Below are 20518 nucleotides of genomic sequence, written 5' to 3'. Positions count from 1 at the left end.
GTTCTCAAGCGCTCATTCAATGCTCAAACCTCCTACCTTGACTATACAAACATAAATTAGACATAAATTACAGTATCTTCTGGTACCTAGTAATTATGCTTAATTAATGCTCACTCTCCCTTCTCTGAGATGACTTGATCTGGGAAACGAGAGAATGGGCAAGTTCTACAGCTTGCCAAAGTAATACTTCATCTTCTTCTAGGCAAACAGTCGCCTTCATATTGGTGTTACTTACCTCCTTATTCTCTAACTTTTCGAGAATTGGTGACAGCAGTACACGGGCGTAGCTACCGTAGGCGACCCCGGAAATGAAGGAGGGGGGGGACAAGGGAGAAATTCCCTCTTGTCCTCCTTGTTCCCCTCTCTTCAGCAGTCCCATTGTCTTTAACTTAGCAACGGTATAGCTATTTGTGCCGCCTGCTAACTGCACATATCCCGGTAATTTTGCTGCCAAAACTTTTTGCCCTAATTTCACTGCGGCTATTGTCGTGCCATCGCCAATATCGCCACTCATAGAACGACCGTCGGTTTGCCAAACTAAAGCACTTTTGAGTGGGGCAATCAGGTCATACACTGCTCTTAGGTAATCAGTCATCCCCTCGCCATCGGGACAGCTGATGGCTAGTACCTTTAATTGATCGGCCCACGGTGAAATTGCCTGCCACAATCGCTGAAATTCTGCCAACCGCCCTACTTGTGTATGGATTTCTACGGCATCTACTCCTGTTGACATTACTAATGGCGCGATCGCTCCTGGCGTTGTCACGTATGAAGCTGTATAAATTATACCATAAGGACAAATTGGGATGCAACGACCGCAGCCATAACATTTTTCGGATACTACTCCTGAAAAATCTTCTTTGATATTGTCAAATACGATTGCTTGTGCCGGACAAATTCGTTCACAGGGTCTAGGACAGTCTCTAGGACACTCAGTAGGATTAAATTCTGCTTTGCGAAAATGGGGGTCTTCTCCATCGTTTAGGCTGACCATTAAAAAGGGTGAGTTGCCTTTGTAGTCAAAGCCTCGCTGTTGGGCATCTTTAGCTAGAGTTTTAGCTACTTGTAGCCCTGCTTGCGCTGCTGCAATCACTGCTGGATCAGCTGCAACATCTATGCAGTCAGCGCCCGCCAAAGTATAGGCTAACGTTAAATTTCTGACTGCCGGCAAATGCTGGAAGCTAGCTCCGCAGATGAGCTTGAACCAGTCACCTTGTTTGAGAGATTGTAAAGGGACGAACAGATCAGTCACTATTCTATTATGCGTTTATGCGACTAAAAATAGTAGTCTGTAATCAAGAAAAAATCCGGATTTCCTAAATTAGAGATTGGGAATGGGGCATTGGGTATTGGGTATTATTGATTATTCATTCTTCTCACCTACTGCCGCAGCTTTCTGAGGAGCTGATATACATGACAGTCAATGCAATAACTGTATTTTTTGTAGAAGACTCTCCTGAAGACAGAGCTTTGTATCGGCGCTTCCTAGAGCGGGATGATCGCTACACTTATAATATTTCCGAATTTGAGTCTGCAAATAAGGCGCTACAAGCTTGCCAAGGGAAAATACCGGATGTGATTTTGTTGGACTATCTATTACCAGATTTAGATGGGCTGGAATTTCTTACTAAGCTACAGAGGCAAACTTCCAGCAGCCAAATTTCAGTAATTATGCTGACGGGACAGGGAGACGAAACGATCGCAGTCCAAGCTCTCAAGAGTGGAGCCCATGATTATCTAGTTAAGGGAAAACTGACCCGAGAAAATTTCTGCCGAACGATTCATGGGGCGATCAAGCACAAGCAGCTAATGCAGCAGCTAGAACAGCAGCAGGAACAACAACGCCTAGTAGGAGCGATCGCTCTGCATATCCGCAAATCTTTGCAGCTTCAAGACATTCTTACTACTAGTGTTCAACAAGTCCGCCAGTTATTGAGTGCCGATCGGGTACTAATATATCAATTCACTCCCCTTATGCAGGGTTGCATTGTATCAGAGTCGGTGTTACCTGAATGGAAATCAAGTTTGGGACTAGAGATTGAAGATACCTGTTTTCAAGAAAGCCAGGGGGAAAAATATCGCCAAGGAAAAATTTGGACAAATACGAACATCTACGAAGCGGGTTTAAGTGAATGCCATCTGCAATTATTAGAACAGTTTCAGGTAAAGGCGAATTTAATTGTCCCCATTCTGGTAGAAAACATAGCGACTTCAGCAGTTGAACTCTGGGGGCTATTTATTGTGCATCAATGTTCTGCTCCCCGGCAATGGCAGGCATTTGAGGTGGAATTGCTCAATCAACTGACTGTACAATTAGCGATCGCTATTCAACAAGCCGAACTTTACCGTAACCTCCAAATCTTCAATACTGAGTTAGAAGCCAAAGTCCAAGAACGCACTGCCAAATTGCAAGAAAGCGATCGCCGATTCCGCGCTATCTTTAACAACACTTTCCAATTCACAGGACTGCTAACGCCATCTGGTATTTTACTGGAGGCTAACCAGACTGCGCTTAATTTTGCCGGACTTCAGCTGGAAGATGTGATCAATCGCCCTTTTTGGGAAACACATTGGTGGACAATTTCACCGCAAATTCAAGAAGAATTAAAACAAGCGATCGCTCGTTCAGCTCAAGGAGAGTTTGTCCGCTATGAAGTTGACGTTCTAGGCGCAAATGAGCGAGTAGCAACAATCGATTTTTCACTGCGTCCGCTTCAAGACGAGACAGGTAAAGTCGTTTTGTTGATTCCTGAAGGGCGAGATATCACTGAACGTAAACAAACCGAACGCGCTTTGCATGAGCGGGAAGTAATGTTGCACTTGCTTGGAGATAATCTGCCCAATGGTGTAGTTTATCAGGTGATCCGCGAACTGGATGGAAGCGATCGCTTTTCCTATCTGAGTGGGGGGATTGAAAGATTGACGGAAGTCAAAGTAGAAGATGCACTCAGAGATTCATCTTTGCTTTATCGGCAGTTTATCCCAGAGGATATTCCCCGTCTACAGGAAGCCGTTGAAGAGTCCCGGCTAAATCTGTCTATCTTTGATATTCAACTACGAATCCGAACGCCTAGTGGTCAACTCAAATGGTTTCATTTTCGTTCTACACCACGCCAGTTGCAGGATGGGCGTGTGACTTGGGATGGACTAGTGGTAGATGTCACCGATCTCAAAAACAGTGAAGAAACCTTACGCAAAAGTCAAGCTCTGCTAGAAGAATCACAGCGAGTTGCTCGCCTTGGTAATTGGGAGTTTGAACTTGCCAGTGGCAAAATTACCTGGTCAAAGGGGCTTTTTGATCTCTTCAATCGAGAACCCGCACTTCTTGAACCAAGCTATGAGGAAAATCTGCAATTGTATCACCCTGAAGATGGGCAGAAATTGCACCAAGCAGTTGAGCGGGCGATCGCCACTGGTGAGTCCTACAAACAAATTCTCCGTGTCCCGCAGAATGGCTCTAATCGCTATTTTGAGGGCATTGGATATGCAGAATTCAACGCCGATGGAGAGGTGATTCGCCTTTATGGTACTGCCCAAGATGTCACCGAACGGGAAATTGCGCTACGCGATCGCCAAAAAGCGGAAGAAACCTTGCGCCAAAGTGAAGCGCAACTAGCCACTACTCAACAAATTGCCCATATAGGCAGTTGGGAATGGAACTTAGAAGCGAAAAAGCGTTGCTGGTCAAGGGAAACCTTTCACATTTTTGGTCTAAATCCAACTCAAAGTGAACCCACCCAGCCGGAATTCCTCCAGATCCTTCACCCAGAGGATAGGGAACTGTTCCAGTCCAATTTTGAACGAGCGATCACTCAAAAAACCCCTCTCAATATTGAGTATCGAGTTGTTTTATCCGATGGCTCAGTTCGCTACCTTGAGGCGAAAGCAGAGATAGCTTACGATCCTCAAGGGAAGGCAGTTAAATTGTTAGGATATGTTCTAGATATTACACAACGCAAACAAGCCGAAGCTGCCTTAGCTAGAAGTGAAGAACAACTAAGGCTAACCTTAGAATTTAACCACATTGGTCTTTGGGATTGGAATGTTGAAACAGGCGAAGTTATCTGGAACGACAACCATTTTCGTTTGTTAGGTTTAGAGCCAGAAACATCAGCAGCCAGCTATCAGCTATGGCGCGATTGTGTTCATCGAGAGGATGTTGAGCGAATTGAACAGGCTGTATTCAATGCGTTGGCAGAACATATTAATTTTCGAGGTGAATATCGAGTGATTTACCCCGATGGCAGTGTTCACTGGCTGACTGGGAAAGGACGCGGCGTTTACAACGAAGCAGGGGACCCTGTGCGGATGCTGGGCTTGATCATTGATATTAGCGATCGCAAACGTGCTGAACAGATGTTAGAGTTGCAAGCAGTAATTACCCGCAACATGGCAGAAGGAATTTGCCTAGTTCGTGCTATAGATGGCGTGTTCGTCTACACCAATCCTAAATTTGAGCAGATGTTTGGCTATGAACCTGATGAATTAACTGGTCAGCATGTGTCGATTGTGAACTACGGTGACGAAGATACTACACCAGAAGAAGTGAATCAGGCAATTAGGACTGCTATTTTGCAACATGGTGAAGCTACTTATGAAGTTCATAATGTTAAGAAAGATGGCACCCCATTCTGGTGTAGGTCAAACGCTTCCATCTTTGGGCATCCTGAGTATGGAAGCGTCATTGTAGCTGTCCACCAAGATATCACCGAGCATAAGCAAGCAGAGGAAAAAATCATAGCCTCTCTTAAAGAAAAAGAAGTATTACTTAAAGAAATTCACCATCGAGTGAAGAACAATTTAGGAATTGTCAGCAGTTTGCTGCAAATGCAATGCAGACGGACACAAGATCCTGTCGTGACAGCTCTTTTGCGCGATAGCCAAAACCGCATTGCCTCCATTGCCCTAGTTCATGAAAAACTGTACCGATCTGAAGACCTCACTGATATTGATTTCGCTTAATACATCCCAGATTTAACAACTCATTTATTTGATTCTTATAACGTCAATTCCAGCCAGATTCACCTGAAGATTCAAGTTGATGATGCTAGCCTTGACATCGAAACGGCCATTCCTTGTGGCTTGATTATCAACGAACTGGTTTCTAATGCTTTGAAATATGCCTTTGTTGGTAATATTAGGGGTGAAATTGAGGTTAAGTTTTATCAAGAATCCGAGTCTATTTTGACACTTATTATTCGAGATAATGGCATTGGTTTACCTGAAAATTTTGATAGTAAGAAAGCTAAAACACTGGGCATAACCCTTGTTCAGGGCTTAGTCAAACAGTTAAGAGGAAAACTCGAAATTGAATCTCATCAGGGAACACAGTTCAAAATTACTTTTACAAACAGCCGGATATAAAAATGATTGGCATCCCATCAAACACATATAAAAAGGAGACAGTTCGAATCCTTGTTGTTGAAGATGAATATATTCTTGCCATCAACTTACAAGAAAGTTTAGAGTCTCTGGGATATACTGTTTTAGGTATCGCTGATTCAGCAGAAGAGGCAATTGAAAAAGCAGCTGGGTCACGCCCAAACTTGATTTTAATGGATATCAGGTTACGCGGCGAAATGGACGGTATTCAGGCATCTGAGCAAATTTGGCGTAATTTGCAAATTCCTGTTATCTACCTTACAGGTCATTCGGATAGAAGTACCGTGGAGCGGGCAACACTGACATCCCCCTTTGGATATATTCTCAAACCCATCAAGGAACAAGAACTTTACGTTGCCATTCAAACAGCACTCAATCGCTACGATCGCGAGCAATTTTTGAGTTCTGTCCTTAGAGGAATAGGGGACGGTGTGATTGTAGTTGATCCTGAGTTGCGTGTAAAGTACCTAAATCAGGCAGGTGAAGCATTAACAGGGTGGCGATGGGATGAAGCCAAGGGACGGATGTTAACAGAGGTGTTCCGACTCATTGACGAACAAACTCAGATCCCTGTCCAAAATCCAATTATCACAGCCCTCCAACAAGAAACTACTATCTATCTAGGCAGTGAAATTTTACTAATTACTAGAGAGGGGACAACTATACCAGTCGCTGATAGTGCTACTCCCCTCAGAGACAACAGTGGCATCATTACAGGAGCAGTATTAGTTTTTCGAGATGACACACAACGACGGCTCACCGAAGAACGCAATCTCGCAACCGAACGTGCCCAACAACTAGAAATTCAAGTGGCAGAACTCCAACGCCTGAACAAGTTGAAAGAGGATTTTCTCGCAACCACTTCTCATGAAATGCGAACGCCCTTGTCAAATATCAAAATGGCAATCTCCGCCCTGGAAAATATTCTTGAGCGGCAGGGCAGCTTAAATTCAAGCACACTTTCTCGATCTGAATCTGTAGCCCGCTACTTAACTATCCTGCGTGAGCAGTGCGAACAAGAGCTGAATCTAGTAGATAATTTGTTGCATATCCGAATGATTGATGCAGATGTCTATCCATTGGAATTAACTTCAATTCAACTTCAACATTGGCTGCCTCACGTCGCCGAGTATTTTGAAGAAAGTGCGAAAGCTAAAGAACAGACTTTGGAAGTTAGTGTTGTGCCAAATTTACCACCTTTAGTTTCAGACTTGGCTAGCCTGACCGAAATTGTCTCAGAATTACTCAACAATGCTTGTAAATATACTCCGCCTGGAGGACAGATTAGAATGGATGTTCGGATAATCGACCCCACAAAAAGTCTCATAAATGAGGATGCTGAATCTGATCTATTAGATAACCCTCAAGTCCCCTACTTTCAAATTACAATTAGTAATTCTGGGGTAATAATCCCCACAACAGAACAATCTCGCATCTTTGAGCCATTTTACCGAATTCCTCAGAGCGATCGCTGGCAACATGGCGGCACAGGATTAGGTTTAGCATTAGTGAAGAAGTTAGTAGAATATCTCCAAGGCAAAATTGAAGTTACTAGTTCTCATGGCTGGGCAATGTTCACAGTTCAACTGCCGTTAAGCCTGTGACTAAAGAGGCAGGGGGCGGGGAGGGTGGGAGGTGTGGGAAGGGTAGGAAGATGAAGAATGGAACGGTCGAAATTAAAGAAGATGGAAGAAAAAGGGAAGAAGTATTTTAGAACTCATGAGGATTTAGCCATTTATCAATTAGCATTTGAAACAGCAATGCAAATTTTTGAATATTCTAAAAAGTTCCCAGTTGAAGAAAAATATTCATTAACTGACCAAATTCGTCGCTCCTCTCGCTCTGTCTGTGCAAATATGGCAGAGGCTTGGAGAAAACGTCGATATAAAGCCGCTTTTGTCGCTAAACTGAATGATTGTGTTCGCGGAGCGTGTCGTAGACAGGCGGAAGCAGCAGAAACTCAAGTTTGGTTAAAGTTTGCTGTGAAGTGTCAATATCTTACGGTCGAACAAGGAAGAGAACTCTACGCTCCTTACAATCAAGTCCTTAGTGGATTAGTCAAGATGATTACCCATCCAGATGATTGGTTACTTGACTAAATTTCCACACTTTCCACACTCCCCACACCTCCCACATCTCCCACACTCCCCCTCCCTCCCACACTCCCCACCCTATGAGTGAGAAATTCGGGTTATCCTCTTCATTGACGAGTTTACTGTTGGCTAATGCTCAGATTGCTCAATGGGAATTTCAATTGCAAACTCTGCTCCTTGCCCAACAGAAGAGGTGCAGGTAATATTTCCTCGGTGTTTTTGGACGATAATCTGATAGCTAATAGATAATCCTAGCCCACTACCTTTGCCCACAGGTTTTGTGGTAAAAAATGGGTCAAATAAACGCGATCGCACCGCCTCTTCTATACCAGGGCCATTATCTGCGATCGCAATTTTGATCGTATTTAAGTCTGTCACCTCTGTGTGAATCCTAATTTGGGGGGTAGGGAAGAGCCACTGAGGGTTTGAGGTTTCTCCGAGTGCAGGAACTGGTGTGTCTCCCCAATTAGAGCGACTCCCGTCAAGTGGCATTTGAGAATAACGATTAAAAGATTGATTCCCCGCTCTCCACTCCCCATTACCCCTTATTCCCAGGGGCCCAACCTTCCCCATTCCCTCTTCTATTGCATCAATAGCATTATTCAATAAATGCATAAATACTTGGTTTAGTTCACTCGCATAGCAAGTAACTAGGGGCAAGTTACCATAATCTTTCACTACAATAATTGCGGGACGGTCTGCTGCTTCTCTGAGTCGATGTTGTAACATCACCAAAGTGTTTTCGATGTCTTCATGGATATTTACCCGCTTCATCTCTGCCTCATCATGCCGAGAAAAGTGTTGTAGCGCCACGACAATTTCCCGAATGCGATCGGAGCCTCTATACATTGCACCTATGAGGTTTTGTAGATCGTTAATCACAAAATTCAGGTCTACATCTTGGGATATTTGCTGAATTTTTGGTGTGGGTTTAGGATATTCTTTTTGATAAACTTCAATGAGATTTACTAGGTCTTGCACATATTGACCAGCATATTGGAGATTACCATAAATAAAACTGATGGGATTGTTAATTTCATGAGCCAGCCCAGCCACTAGCTGCCCCAGCGCCACCATCTTTTCATTCTGAATCTGTTGAACTTGAGCAGATTTTAAGTTGTCAAGAGCCTCTTGCAATAAAAAGTTTTTTTCTTGCAGTCTAACTTGGAGCAAACGTAAATTAATCTGATTTTCAATTCGCAACACAACCTCTGCCCCATGAAAAGGTTTGGCAATATAATCTACACCACCAACATCAAAAGCTTTTACTTTATCCACAACATCATCCAGGGCACTGATAAAAATTACTGGGACTTCACAAGTTTTATCGTCAGCCTTCAGTTGTTGACAAACTTCATAGCCATCCATCCCTGGCATGTTGATATCCAGCAAAATCACATCCGGCAAAACCATTTGACATGCAGTTAGTGCCATTTTACCGTTTAAAGCTTTGCGAACTTCAAAACCTTGTGCAGTCAACATTGCCGATAAAAGCCTCAAATTATCTGGGGTATCATCGACCACCAAAATATTTTTTTTATGATGGTTAGTTTGATTGAAATGCATTATGTATTAAAAGCTATGCTTGTAATGATTGAGGATAGTAAATGCTTATTTAAAATTACCCTGATTTTTTTGCTCTATTTCACCAAAATACTTGTATTTATAGTTTAACTCCCACAGTGGCTAGAGAGTTTTTTGACACTCCTCGGTCTAAAGACACGGGGATTCTACCTTCACCCTAGCCACTTGCTCAACCAGGGTTTCCCCAAGTAGAGTAGAGGTTGCTAGTCCAGTAGCGTTCCTTTGTGACTGCCCGTCCCTAGCTTTTGCAAGATTCAGAATATTTTTTGCAGCGTTCACATCCCTTTGAAGCTCACATCCACAACTACATTTATGGGTACGAGTTGAAAGAGATTTTTTAACTATTGCACCACAATCACTACATTTTTGAGATGTCATTCTCGGATTGATGGCAACAACTTTTGTATTAAACTTGACTGCAAAATATTCTAACCAACGACGAAAAAACCCCCAGCTAACATCATTAATTGATTTAGCAAGACAGTGATTTTTTACCATGTTCTTGACCCTTAAATCTTCGTAAACCACTAAGGCGCTAGCCTTGCATACGTTACGCGCTATTCTCTTAGCGTGTTCACTCTGTTGTCTACTTACTTTTAAGTGTTTTCGAGCATATCTCTGTCTAGCTTTTCGTCGTTGGTTTTTACCTTTCTCCTTTTTGTAAATCTGACGTTGAGCGTGTTTAATTGATTTTTCTGCTTTTATCAAGAACCTGGGATTGGGTTGATGATGCCCATTAGAGTCAGAGTAAGAATATTCTAAACCAACATCTAAACCCACTTCATCATCGGCAATTCTTGACTCACTTAATGATTCAGTTTTAATTGCAAATTGGCAATAGTACCCATCGGCTTTTTTGACTAACCTCACTCGTTTAATTGACTTGACTGGGTAGGTGTTAATATCCCATTTACCGAGTAATTTAACCTCACCAATACCTTTTTTATCAGTGAAGGTAATACGTCGCTTAGTGGGATGCAATGACCATCCAGAAGTTTTGTATTCAACGGAACGGTTATCTTTCTGAAAGCGTGGATATCCCTTTTTACCTGGAATTTTACCTTTGCAATTACCATAAAACCTATCAATAGCGATCACAGCTCTTTCTGTTGCGGATTGGCAAGCCATTGAATTTAGTTCTTCCACAAACTTAAACTCTTTTCGTAGTGCGGTTGAGTAATTATTAAGAGCAATTTTATTAATATTGGCTTCTCTTGGTGCATCCATCCAATATCTAATAGCTTTATTCCTGATGAACTGTGTAGTTATAATAGCTTCATCTATGGCTTGATACTGCAACTTAAAACCTTTGATTTTGTACTCCAACACCAGCACTACTTAATCACCCCCTAGACTCTTGTTTATAGTTAATGTCTAGAATACAATATCTGTAGACAAAAGATAAGCGTTTTTAACCTTATTATGGGAAAATTTTAGCCAGAGGAATACAGACATGAAAATGCTGTATCTCTGTTGAATTATCACTTTATATTTATCCCCAAAAGACGTAAAAAGGTATTGGTTGGGGCAATTTCAGAAAGATTAGAGCAGATTATTTGTGAAGTGTGTCACGAAAACAGATGGCGAATCATTGCAATGGAAATTATGCCCGACCATCTGCATTTATTCGTGAACGCAAAACCTAGTGACGAACCTAGTAAAATCATTAGATTGATTAAAGCTAGAACATCACATCGCCTAAGAAAATAGTTTCCCGAATTACTGAAACTTCCTACCTTGTGGACACCCAGTTATTTTGTTTCAACTGCTGGCAATATCTCAACTTAAGCAGTTAAAAACTATTTTGCCAAGTGCTTAGTGGATAGCTACCATTGAGGTGATGCGGCAAGCAACTTAACAACCAATTGTTCTTCTATGGGTTCAGAAAACAGAAATCCTTGAGCAAAATTACAATTTAGACTTCTCAACTGGGCTAACTGCTCTTCTGTTTCGACACCTTCAGCGATCGCACTCATACCCATTGAATTGGCAATGCCAATCATTGCTGGTACTAACCCCATATTTTCTTTATTATCCTGCATACGTTTGACAAAAGATTTATCAATTTTGAGTGCATTTAAAGGAAAGCTGTGCAGGTAACTTAAAGAAGAATATCCTGTACCAAAGTCATCCATAACCAACTTTATACTTCGCTGTTTTAGTTGTTGAAAAATTATCTTAATTGCATTAGTATTTTCCATAATTACACTTTCTGTTATTTCTAATTCTAAATATATAGGATTTATTTTAGTTTCATAAATAATTCGGTCAATTTGTTCTACAAAATTGGGTTGTAAAAATAACCTAGCACTCAAATTGACACTAATCGTTAGAGGTTCTGGTGTCACTGGCTGATGTTGCCAGATGCTTAGTTGATGACAAGCTGACTGTAATACCCAAGTATTGATGGCATTAATCAAACCTGTTTCTTCTGCTACAGGAATAAATTCTGTAGGAGAAACTAGACCACGAATTGGATGTTGCCAGCGCACCAAGGCTTCAAATCCAGAAATTCTACCTGTAATTAGAGAAACAATTGGCTGATAATAAACGAGGAATTCTTGCCTTTCAACAGCCCTTCGTAGGTCATTTTCTAACTCTAAAAGCTGAATTGCTTCTTGATGCATCGCTGGATTAAAAACATGATATTTGGCTCTTCCTTGAGCCTTAGCCCGATACATTGCTGTATCAGCATCCCGCAGCAAATACTCTGGCCGATCGTAATCTTTATTGCCCCAACTAATGCCAATACTAGCATTCATAAAGACTTCATATCTTGATAGTTTAAAAGCAAGTGATAGCTGTTTTAGAATCCTATCGGCAACTTGTATTGCTATATTGATATCCGTAATATTTTCTAAAAGAATTCCAAATTCATCACCACCCAATCGGGCTAGAGTATCAATAGGTATGAGACACGCTTGCAGGCGACGAGCGATAGAAATCAGCAATTCATCTCCTACCAAATGACCAAGGGAATCATTGACAACTTTGAAGCGATCGCAGTCTAAAAAAAGTACTGCAAACTGATAACTAGATTCTTGTTTTGCTCGATTGAGAGCATTGTCTAGTCGCCTCATAAACAACACTCGGTTTGGTAATCCAGTCAACGAATCATGCAGCGCTATATCTAATAGTTTACTTTGCAATTTTTGGCGGGAATTGATTTCTTTTTGAAGTTTTTGGAGAGCTTTTTCTAGCTCCTCAGTTCGCTGTGTTACCCGACGTTCCAATTCTACATTGAGTTTCAATATTTCTAATCGCGCTGACCTCAATGCCAGTTGATTTTTCACGCGCACTAAAACTTCTTGAAACTCAAAAGGTTTAGTGATGTAGTCTACACCACCTACCTTAAAGGCTTTAACTTTGTCAAAAACATCATCTAAAGCGCTAATAAAAATTACCGGAATATCGGCTGTTAGCTCCCAAGCTTTAAATGCCTGACAAATTTCATAGCCATCTACTTCTGGCATCATAATATCGAGCAAAATCAGATCCGGCAATACTGTTTGAGTTGCTGTCAGTGCCATTTGCCAGTTCAAGGCTTTACGAACGTTATACCCTTCCCTTGTCAATATTGAGGATAAAACCCGCAGGTTGTCCGCCATATCGTCAACGATCAAAATATCTTTTTTATTAGGGTCTAAATGCTCGTAATTCATTCTACGTTCGTTCTAGTCAATTCCATAATTTTCTCAAACTGGTAGTTATTTGCTAAATCCCTAAGAACTTGCGATACCTGAACATTATCTAAGGGAATTTGCTTGATTAACTCTAAAATCAATTCATCGCTACAGCTGGCTGCGGCATAGTGGATCTTTTGAAGCCACTCAGGTGACATTTGTGATAAATGACTCAGGAGTTCAGCAAAACTAACAAATATCTGTGTAGCTTGCTCGGCAACTGCTGTATTTGGGTTTTCTACTTGATTGGTATACTTTACACCCAGATGTTGGCTCAGTTTTTCCAATAATACTTCCTGTGTGAATGGCTTGCGAATAAAATCATCGCAGCCAATAGATAAAATCTTCTGACGTTCTTCCTCAAAGGCGCTAGCAGTTAGGGCAATAACGATTGTGTGTTTATTCAAACAACCCTGCCCTGTTTCCAGGAAGTCGAAACAGGAAGCTAGGGCTTTTGGCGATCGCAAAATGGCCGCACCAGAAGCGTCATGATTGTGTTCCACGACACCAGCTATTTCTGGTGTGGAAGAGGCTTTGTATATAGTTTTGAGAACCTCACAGTCATCTGAGTCGGTTAACCCTCCGTTAAGGTACTGGCTCCCCGATGATGTCAGTTGTTTAAATTTTGGGAACCTCCGTAATCTACTGGCTGTCCCATACCCTACTTGTTTACCTTTAATTATTCTTGTAGCTTCGTAGCCATCCATGATCGGCATTCGCATATCCATAAAAATCAAGTTTGGTTGCCAAGATTCCCAATTACTAACTGCTTCCACACCATCTGTAGCTTCCCTGACTTCAAAGCCCAGAGATGTCAGAATTTTAACTAGCAGTAGACGGCTTTCTTTGGCATCATCAACCACTAAGATGCGGTATGCTTTTTCAGTCGGCGCTAAAGATAGAATTTGAGATTTAATTTGGTTTATCGGCATTTCTCTAGGACAAGCTAAAGCAATTTGAATATCAAAAGCAAATGTACTACCTATACCAGGAGTACTGCTGACTGTAATATCTCCCCCCATCAGTTGCACGTATTTACGGCTAATTGCTAAACCTAGCCCTGTTCCCTGTTGAGATTTTCTACCGATTTCGGTTTGCTCAAAAGCCTCAAACAGCAAGCCAATTTCTTGTGGAGTAATACCGCAACCAGTGTCTTGTACCTCGAACAAGAGACGAGGGTTATAAGAAAGATTTTCCTCCCCCTGCTCCCATCTCAGCCGTAGAGTTACTCTGCCAATATCAGTAAATTTGATAGCATTCCCCAAGAGGTTGAGCAAGACTTGAAATAGTTTATTTTCATCGGTTTCTATGTACTGAGGAATGTCGTGTGCATACTCAAATACTATTTGTAAGCTCTTAGATGCAGCACGCAAATACAGCATCTCTTCTAGGTTATTCAATAGATGAATTAAGTCAAAGCTACTGCGATTTAATGTGATTCTCCCAGCTTCGATTTTAGACATTTCTAGAATGTCGTTAATTAAGTTAAGTAGATGTTCGCCAGCACGATTAATAATTGCCAAGTTTTCTTGGTGTTCGCTAGATAGCGAATAATCTCGGCTCATGACTTGGGTGAAGCCAAGAATGGCGTTGAGTGGGGTACGCAGTTCGTGGCTCATGTTCGCGAGAAATTCGCTTTTGGCGAGGTTGGCGGCGGCGCTTCGCGCTGCTTCCCGAACGGCTGCTTGCTGTTCTTGGGCGGCGATTTTTTGCGATTGAATCAGTTCTTCTTGGGTAGTTTGCAGTTGCTCAATCACTTGCTGGAACTCTTCAGTACGTTTTTTGACTTGAGCTTCTAAGGTGCGATTATATTCTGCTAATAAGTTTTCTGCTTGTTTGCGTTGGCTGATATCAAAAAAGGTAGCCATCGCAAAAGCCAAATTTCCTGATTCATCATAGATGGGGTTGCCCAAAACTTCAACGGGAATAATCTTGTCAAAATGGCGAACTTCCATATCATCAATCCTGGTACTTTCCCCAAGCAATGCTCTCAAAATTGGTAGGCGATCGCTGGGGTAAAGTTGATCTGTGCCGGCAAGGTAAGCTTGATATACCTCTGACAATTGTTCGCTTCTAACTTCTGCGATCGCTCCTTGACCAAGAATTTGCTGCCCAATATGATTTGTGTAATAAGGTTCACCTTCAGCATCTATGATAAATACACCTACTGGCATAGCTTCTAAAAATTGAGTTAGCCGACTCTGACTTTCAGATAGAGCTTCATTTAAAACTTGCATCTGAGCATTCTTTGCCTCCAAAACACTGAAGGATGCTTGCAGCTGCTTTGCCATAGTTTCAAATGACTTGGCTAGTTCCCCCAACTCATCGGAGCGCTGAATTTTTGGTGTTTGCTCCCATTCACCTTGAGCAATTTTCTTAGCTGATGTGTTTAATTGTAAAATCGGCTTAATTACCCAGCGAGCAGTTAAAATCCCGATTCTTGTAGCCACTAAAAAAGCAACTATGCACAGTAAAACGGTGATGCGGGTGTTCTCATTAATTTGCTCCATAAATTCGCCTTCAGGAATCACCGCTACGATTAGCCAATCTAAACCCAGTTCATCCTTCCAACTTTTTACTTGTACAAAATAACGCATACCATCGGCGCTAAAAGTTAGCTGTTGCTTCCCCACCACAAACCCAAGACTACCAAAGCGTTTGATCAAAGACTGGGTTGTGAGCCTAATTAAAGAATTTCGACTTTCTAATGCTGTTCGACGTTTTATTTGACCATTAATGATGCTATATGGTGGTTCGGTAGAAGAAGCCACTATTAACCCAGAACGCTCTAAAATAAAAGTTTTACCCGATTGTTCGGTGTTTAATTTGGTTAAAAAATTGCTGATTTGTGACAAAATTAAATCAACACTAATCACCCCAACAAGCTTGCGGGTCTTATCGTAAACAGGATAGCTGGAAGATATAGATAAAACTTCTGGTTTATCTTCCCATTGATAAATTTGACTCCAAACGGGTTTGCCAGCCTTGACTGCATCTGCATACCACGCTTCTGTCCGAGGATCGTAATCTTTAACTTGCTGAAGCTGGCGACGATTTCCCTTCAAGTCTGAATCATAAATATAAAGTTTCCCAATACCATGCTTTTGACTAACTTCATTAATCAACAGCTTGCCATTATCTAAACGTTCAATACCGATAAATTCCCCTTTGGGGTTGGCAAAGCTGTTGTAGCCAACATTGAAAACCTGCATTTGTTTCCAAAAGTAATTTCCGGCAGTTTTAAAGTCAGAAAGGTTGAGCATACCTAGCTCAACCGCATCTAAGTTAATTTGATTTATTTGCTTCGGAGTTGTTAAATAGTTATTAAGATGCTGTTCAATGCGATCGCAGATTTCATTTTCTAATTGGCTAGCAAGCTCTCTTACCGCTTTTTGTCCGTTTTGATACGAAAGATAGCCCACAAGCCCCACCGCCCCGCAAATTTGCAATATAAAGGGGACAATCAGAACATACTTTAGGGGCATCCTGGCGTAAACTTTGCCAACTAAGCAATTAAGAGATTTGACGGACTGAAGTTTGGATAACATTGTTGTTTAATTTTTCCCCAGCATATATTTGGGGCATTTTTGCTATGCCAGCTATATTTAATACCAAAAAAATTACGGTATGTCATCACTTCGATCATGACATCTCTGAGAAAATTGAGTATAAAAAAAGCATTAAAAAATTTTGTTTGGATACTTGTCTGACTAGTTAAGTTTCTCCAACCTCCAATTTTCAAATTTTGCGTAGGCATAGCCGATTTGTAAACATTACGGCTTAATTCGCTCAGTTTTATCTGGCAATGTATCAGTACATTTACTCAGAACAACTGAAATTTAACCGATAAGCTACAGTATGCCATTCTAAAATTCAGGTTGCCATTAGCACCTAATCCTAAATTTAATTTCTAATTGCTGAGGTCTTGATTTTCCAGTCTCGAAACCTCTGGACTTGCACAAAAATCTATATCTAACTACAACAATTTTAAAATTTTCATGCAAATACATAGTAATAACAAAAAAAATCCAAGAAAATTTACTTAGTGCTTTTTATTGTAAATAAATATTAATTTTCTTATACAAGTATGTCAACTTCATTACCGATTTGTAAAATTTTTCCGGCTGAGGATATAGGCAATTGAGTATTAACACTCAATCTGTAAAAGTGATTAAAAGGCGATGAAGCAACCCAATTAGGCAGAGTTGCTTGCCTCTGGGTTGCAAAGATTTTTTGAAAGCTTGGGTAAGCTTCCCCTGAGTAAGAATCGCGTGTTGGAACTATACAACGCTGGCATGGATTAACCCCAAAAAAATCTACATCTCCTACTCGAAAGGAGACTAAATCACCTTGTTCGCTAAATAGCCGATCTTCCCAAAATGCTGGTACACCATCAATCTCGATATTGGCACGCATCCGACGGCGTATTTCATCTACACTTAAATCGGGAAACCAAGAAGCTACTTCTGTCAACGTTGCTGTACTAATTACCGTTGGGCCTGGCGAGTATGTATCGTCAGGAAAGCCCATCAGAGAGTTTTGCCTTAATGTAACAGCAAACTCAAAATAATTACTCAAAGTTGCTTCTAGGGCTTGCCGTTCGTCATCCAGATGAAAAACTTGTTGTGAATCGCCGCCTGGGATTTGTAGCGAAATAGTTCTATTGAAAAGTGCAAATTGCACCCTTAGTAAATGGATTTTAGCATGACGCTTGCCATTGACAAATCTATCCCGCTCGTCAAAGATGGCAAACTCGCGGTCATGCTGTAGTGCGCCACTGGCAAGAACTCCAACCTTTTCAACTTCAACACCATCCAGTGATTTTACTGGATACAGTAAAATCTTGGCTAGGTAAGGCATCATAGCAATTTTAGATTTTAGATTTTAGATTAGGGACTGTTAAATCACCAATCTAAAATTATTTTATGATTTATTTACCTTACTAAATTCTTCTTGAGCAAAAGCATCAAGCTAAATTATCTGTTATGGGGTTGTTTGGGGATATGGTGGTACTTTATCTATTCCCCCGACATGATTTAGAGGCCAAAAACGAACTACAGCCCTTCCAATAATATTCTGGCGAGGGACAACACCCCAGCAGCGTCCATCATAACTATTGTTACGATTATCACCTAGTACTAGATATGAATCATCTGGTATAGTCTGGGGTTTTTCCAAAAAAGGTGGCTGTGGCCCTGATTGGCAAACATTAATAACTGTGCTTTGACCAGAACTGAGATAATTAGTTTCTGGAAGGGGTTTGTTGTTAATATAGACCTTGCCATTTCTGAGTTGTACTTGTTCTCCAGGTAAGCCAATTACTCTTTTAATAAAAGCATCCTGGTATTGTTCTTTTTGTAACTCTTTCGTGGGTGAAAATACTACGATATCTCCACGCTGCGGGTCAGCAAATTTATATTTCAACTTATCGACAATGATTTTGTCTGCTTCCCACTGGTTTGGCGTACCATGCAGAGTGGGTTCCATTGACCCAGAAGGAATCCAGCGTGCTTCAGCAACAAAGGTACGAATTCCCAGAGCTAGAACAATACTCAATACAATTGTTCTACCTAGCTCTGCGATCCAGGAATTATCGGGTTGTTGACTAGAGTTGTTATCAGACACTTGATTTTGCATGAAATTACTTAACTGAAGGAAAGATGTAGGTAATTAACTCGCCTAGTGAGACTTTATCTGTTAATCTTAACGGGAAAATTTTAATTTCCTGGTTATGTTCGCATCTTGACTACCAATTTTAGATTATTGATAAATGGGGTTCTTCATAGATTAAAAATAAACTTTTTTTTTAACGGTCAGCAAAAAATTTAACACTCAGAGCGCGACTAAGTTTAACCTAAAAGCATAGTTATCTGTAATATATAGCTCCCTGCCTAAAAAAGTTAGCCTTATGTCATCTCCACAAATTTTACTGATCCGTCGCGCTCGCATAGTCCTACCCAATGGTGAAATGATGATTGGGGATGTGTTGACCCGCGATCGCCAAATAGTCGAAGTTGCGCCAGAAATCTCCCAAACAGCTGTAGTCACTGAAATTGACGCAGAAGGGTTAACTTTGTTGCCGGGAGTGATCGATCCGCAGGTACATTTCCGGGAACCTGGCTTAGAACACAAGGAAGATTTATTCACCGCTAGTTGCGCCTGCGCTAAAGGTGGAGTCACTTCTTTTTTAGAAATGCCTAATACGCGCCCCCTAACAACGACACAGCAAGCTTTAGACGACAAGCTAGAACGGGCCTCACAAAAGTCCTTGGTTAATTATGGCTTTTTTATTGGGGCAACAGCAGAGAATCTTCCAGACTTGCTTTTGGCCAAGCCCACACCGGGAATTAAGATTTTCATGGGGTCGATGCACGGTCAGTTGCTAGTTGATGGTGAAACAGCATTGGAGACGATATTTGCTAAAGGCGATCGCTTAATTGCTGTTCATGCCGAAGACCAAGCTAGAATCAACCAACGTCGCCAAGAATTTGCCAACATTCACGATCCAGCCGTTCACTCGCAAATTCAAGATAATCAAGCGGCTTTGTTGGCAACCCAACTGGCATTAAAACTTTCTCAAAAATATCACCGTCGTCTGCATATTCTTCACATGTCAACAGCCGAAGAAGCAGATTTATTGCGTCAGGAGAAACCTAGTTGGGTGACAGCAGAGGTAACGCCACAGCATTTGGTGTTAAACACCAGTGCTTATGAAAAGATTGGTACTTTAGCACAGATGAATCCACCTTTGCGATCGCCCCACGATAACGAAGTCCTTTGGCAAGCTTTGCGCGATGGCGTGATTGATTTCATCGCTACAGATCACGCACCCCACACCTTAGAAGAAAAAGCTCAAGAATACCCCAATACTCCTTCAGGAATGCCTGGGGTGGAAACTTCCCTAGCTTTGATGTTAACTGCGGCGATGGAGGGAAAGTGTACTGTTTCCCAAGTTGTCAACTGGATGTCTAAGAATGTAGCTGTGGCTTATGGTATTCCCAATAAAGGAGCGATCGCACCTGGTTATGATGCTGATTTAGTGCTTGTAGATTTAAATACATACCGTCCAGTCCGGCGTGAGGAACTTTTAACCAAATGCCATTGGAGTCCATTTGAAGGCTGGAACCTCACAGGCTGGGCTACAACTACCATTGTCGGCGGTGAGATAGTTTATGAGAAAGGCCAAGTAAATACCCAAGTGCGGGGTCAAGCTTTAACTTTCTTATAGCAAATGTTTATTTAAGCTTACGTAGTAGACAGATATTTATACATCAAAGCCATACTTGAATAGGCAAGATTTTCATCTATCCAGAGTTAAGACTAGACCAATGCGGTTTGGTTAAAGCTAAAAGACGAAAATCTTTGTTTTTCCTTCTTTACCCTTTTAACCAAAGGGTATTGACTTGTTGCTGTATCAAAAATTGCAACATGAAACTCTGAATTTATTTATAAGTGTTTGAAGTCAAATCTTCAATAACTCCCTCCTTACGGCTATAAGATTACCTATTTAATCTTCGTTTTCCCTGCTTGGTGTGCAACGAGATGTTGCGCGTACCTTTATGGGAAAGCAAGCTACGCGTGGTGTTTCGTAGTGAAGGCAGTTCGTTAAATCTTACAGCTGGATAGGAGTAAACAAAATGAAACATATATGACCTTCATCCCAATACTGCTCGGGTTTTGGATTTTTAACTCAGAATTGGGTTTGGGGTAAAGGTTAAAGGTTTTTTCTTTCCCCTTTCCCCTTCCCCCTTCCCCCTTTTCCCCACAACCCGACCA

12 protein-coding genes and 1 pseudogene are annotated in these 20518 nt (G+C 41.4%); 6 read left to right on the top strand and 7 right to left on the bottom strand.

The features are described 5' to 3' along the window. Positions 1-103: 103 nt before the first annotated feature. The gene (locus G1O98_RS11020; protein ID WP_163928844.1) at positions 104-1252 is read right to left on the bottom strand and encodes an LdpA C-terminal domain-containing domain; all 1149 of its coding nucleotides are present in this window, start codon (positions 1250-1252) and stop codon (positions 104-106) included. 161 nt (positions 1253-1413) lie between these two features. Here G1O98_RS11020 and G1O98_RS11015 point away from each other — a divergent pair, with 161 nt between their 5' ends. The 4 genes from G1O98_RS11015 to G1O98_RS11000 are packed head-to-tail and all read left to right on the top strand — an operon-like array spanning position 1414 to position 7481. Next, positions 1414-4962, top strand: a complete 3549-nt coding sequence (locus tag G1O98_RS11015) for a PAS domain-containing protein (protein ID WP_163928842.1) — start codon at positions 1414-1416, stop codon at positions 4960-4962. Positions 4963-4965: 3 nt separating this feature from the next. Then, the gene (locus tag G1O98_RS11010) at positions 4966-5364 is read left to right on the top strand and encodes an ATP-binding protein (RefSeq protein ID WP_345940545.1); all 399 of its coding nucleotides are present in this window, start codon (positions 4966-4968) and stop codon (positions 5362-5364) included. Between the two features lie 2 nt (positions 5365-5366). After that, a complete protein-coding gene (locus G1O98_RS11005) occupies positions 5367-6986 on the top strand; it encodes a response regulator (protein WP_163928837.1) in 1620 nt (539 codons plus the stop codon). A 57-nt stretch (positions 6987-7043) separates the two neighbouring features. Next, positions 7044-7481, top strand: a complete 438-nt coding sequence (locus tag G1O98_RS11000) for a four helix bundle protein (RefSeq protein WP_163928835.1) — start codon at positions 7044-7046, stop codon at positions 7479-7481. A 123-nt stretch (positions 7482-7604) separates the two neighbouring features. Here G1O98_RS11000 and G1O98_RS10995 read toward each other — a convergent pair whose 3' ends face one another. Together G1O98_RS10995 and G1O98_RS10990 are read right to left on the bottom strand one after the other, a co-directional pair. Beyond that, complete coding sequence (locus G1O98_RS10995) at positions 7605-9041, bottom strand: response regulator (RefSeq protein ID WP_163928833.1); 1437 nt, start codon at positions 9039-9041, stop codon at positions 7605-7607. 147 nt (positions 9042-9188) lie between these two features. Continuing rightward, positions 9189-10394: an RNA-guided endonuclease TnpB family protein gene (locus G1O98_RS10990; protein WP_163928831.1), complete on the bottom strand. Its 1206-nt coding sequence runs from the start codon at positions 10392-10394 to the stop codon at positions 9189-9191. A 105-nt stretch (positions 10395-10499) separates the two neighbouring features. Between G1O98_RS10990 and tnpA the strand changes: the two are divergent. Beyond that, positions 10500-10847, top strand: a pseudogene (tnpA, locus tag G1O98_RS10985) (IS200/IS605 family transposase); the annotation flags it as partial. Between the two features lie 38 nt (positions 10848-10885). On the opposite strand, the gene G1O98_RS10980 reads toward tnpA, so the two are convergent. The 4 genes from G1O98_RS10980 to lepB form a co-directional block, all read right to left on the bottom strand. Beyond that, on the bottom strand, positions 10886-12721 hold the full coding sequence (locus tag G1O98_RS10980; protein WP_163928829.1) for a GGDEF domain-containing response regulator: 1836 nt from the start codon (positions 12719-12721) through the stop codon (positions 10886-10888). Beyond that, entirely contained in the window at positions 12718-16290 is a 3573-nt protein-coding gene (locus G1O98_RS10975; protein WP_163928827.1) for an ATP-binding protein, read from the bottom strand. Before G1O98_RS10975 ends, G1O98_RS10980 begins: the two co-directional genes overlap by 4 nt. A 529-nt stretch (positions 16291-16819) precedes the next feature. Then, positions 16820-17602, bottom strand: coding sequence for an MOSC N-terminal beta barrel domain-containing protein (locus G1O98_RS10970; protein WP_163928883.1), 783 nt, complete (start codon positions 17600-17602; stop codon positions 16820-16822). 123 nt (positions 17603-17725) lie between these two features. Next, complete coding sequence (gene lepB, locus G1O98_RS10965) at positions 17726-18379, bottom strand: signal peptidase I (protein ID WP_163928825.1); 654 nt, start codon at positions 18377-18379, stop codon at positions 17726-17728. 271 nt (positions 18380-18650) lie between these two features. On the opposite strand from lepB, the gene G1O98_RS10960 reads away from it, so the two are divergent. Then, on the top strand, positions 18651-19970 hold the full coding sequence (locus tag G1O98_RS10960; protein WP_163928823.1) for a dihydroorotase: 1320 nt from the start codon (positions 18651-18653) through the stop codon (positions 19968-19970). The last annotated feature ends 548 nt before the right edge of the window (positions 19971-20518 follow it).

Origin of the sequence: Nostoc sp. UIC 10630, assembly GCF_010747425.1 — a bacterium.
Classification (GTDB): domain Bacteria; phylum Cyanobacteriota; class Cyanobacteriia; order Cyanobacteriales; family Nostocaceae; genus Nostoc.
Note: the sequence above shows the minus strand (reverse complement) of the source record. Positions and strands in the feature narration are given on the sequence as shown.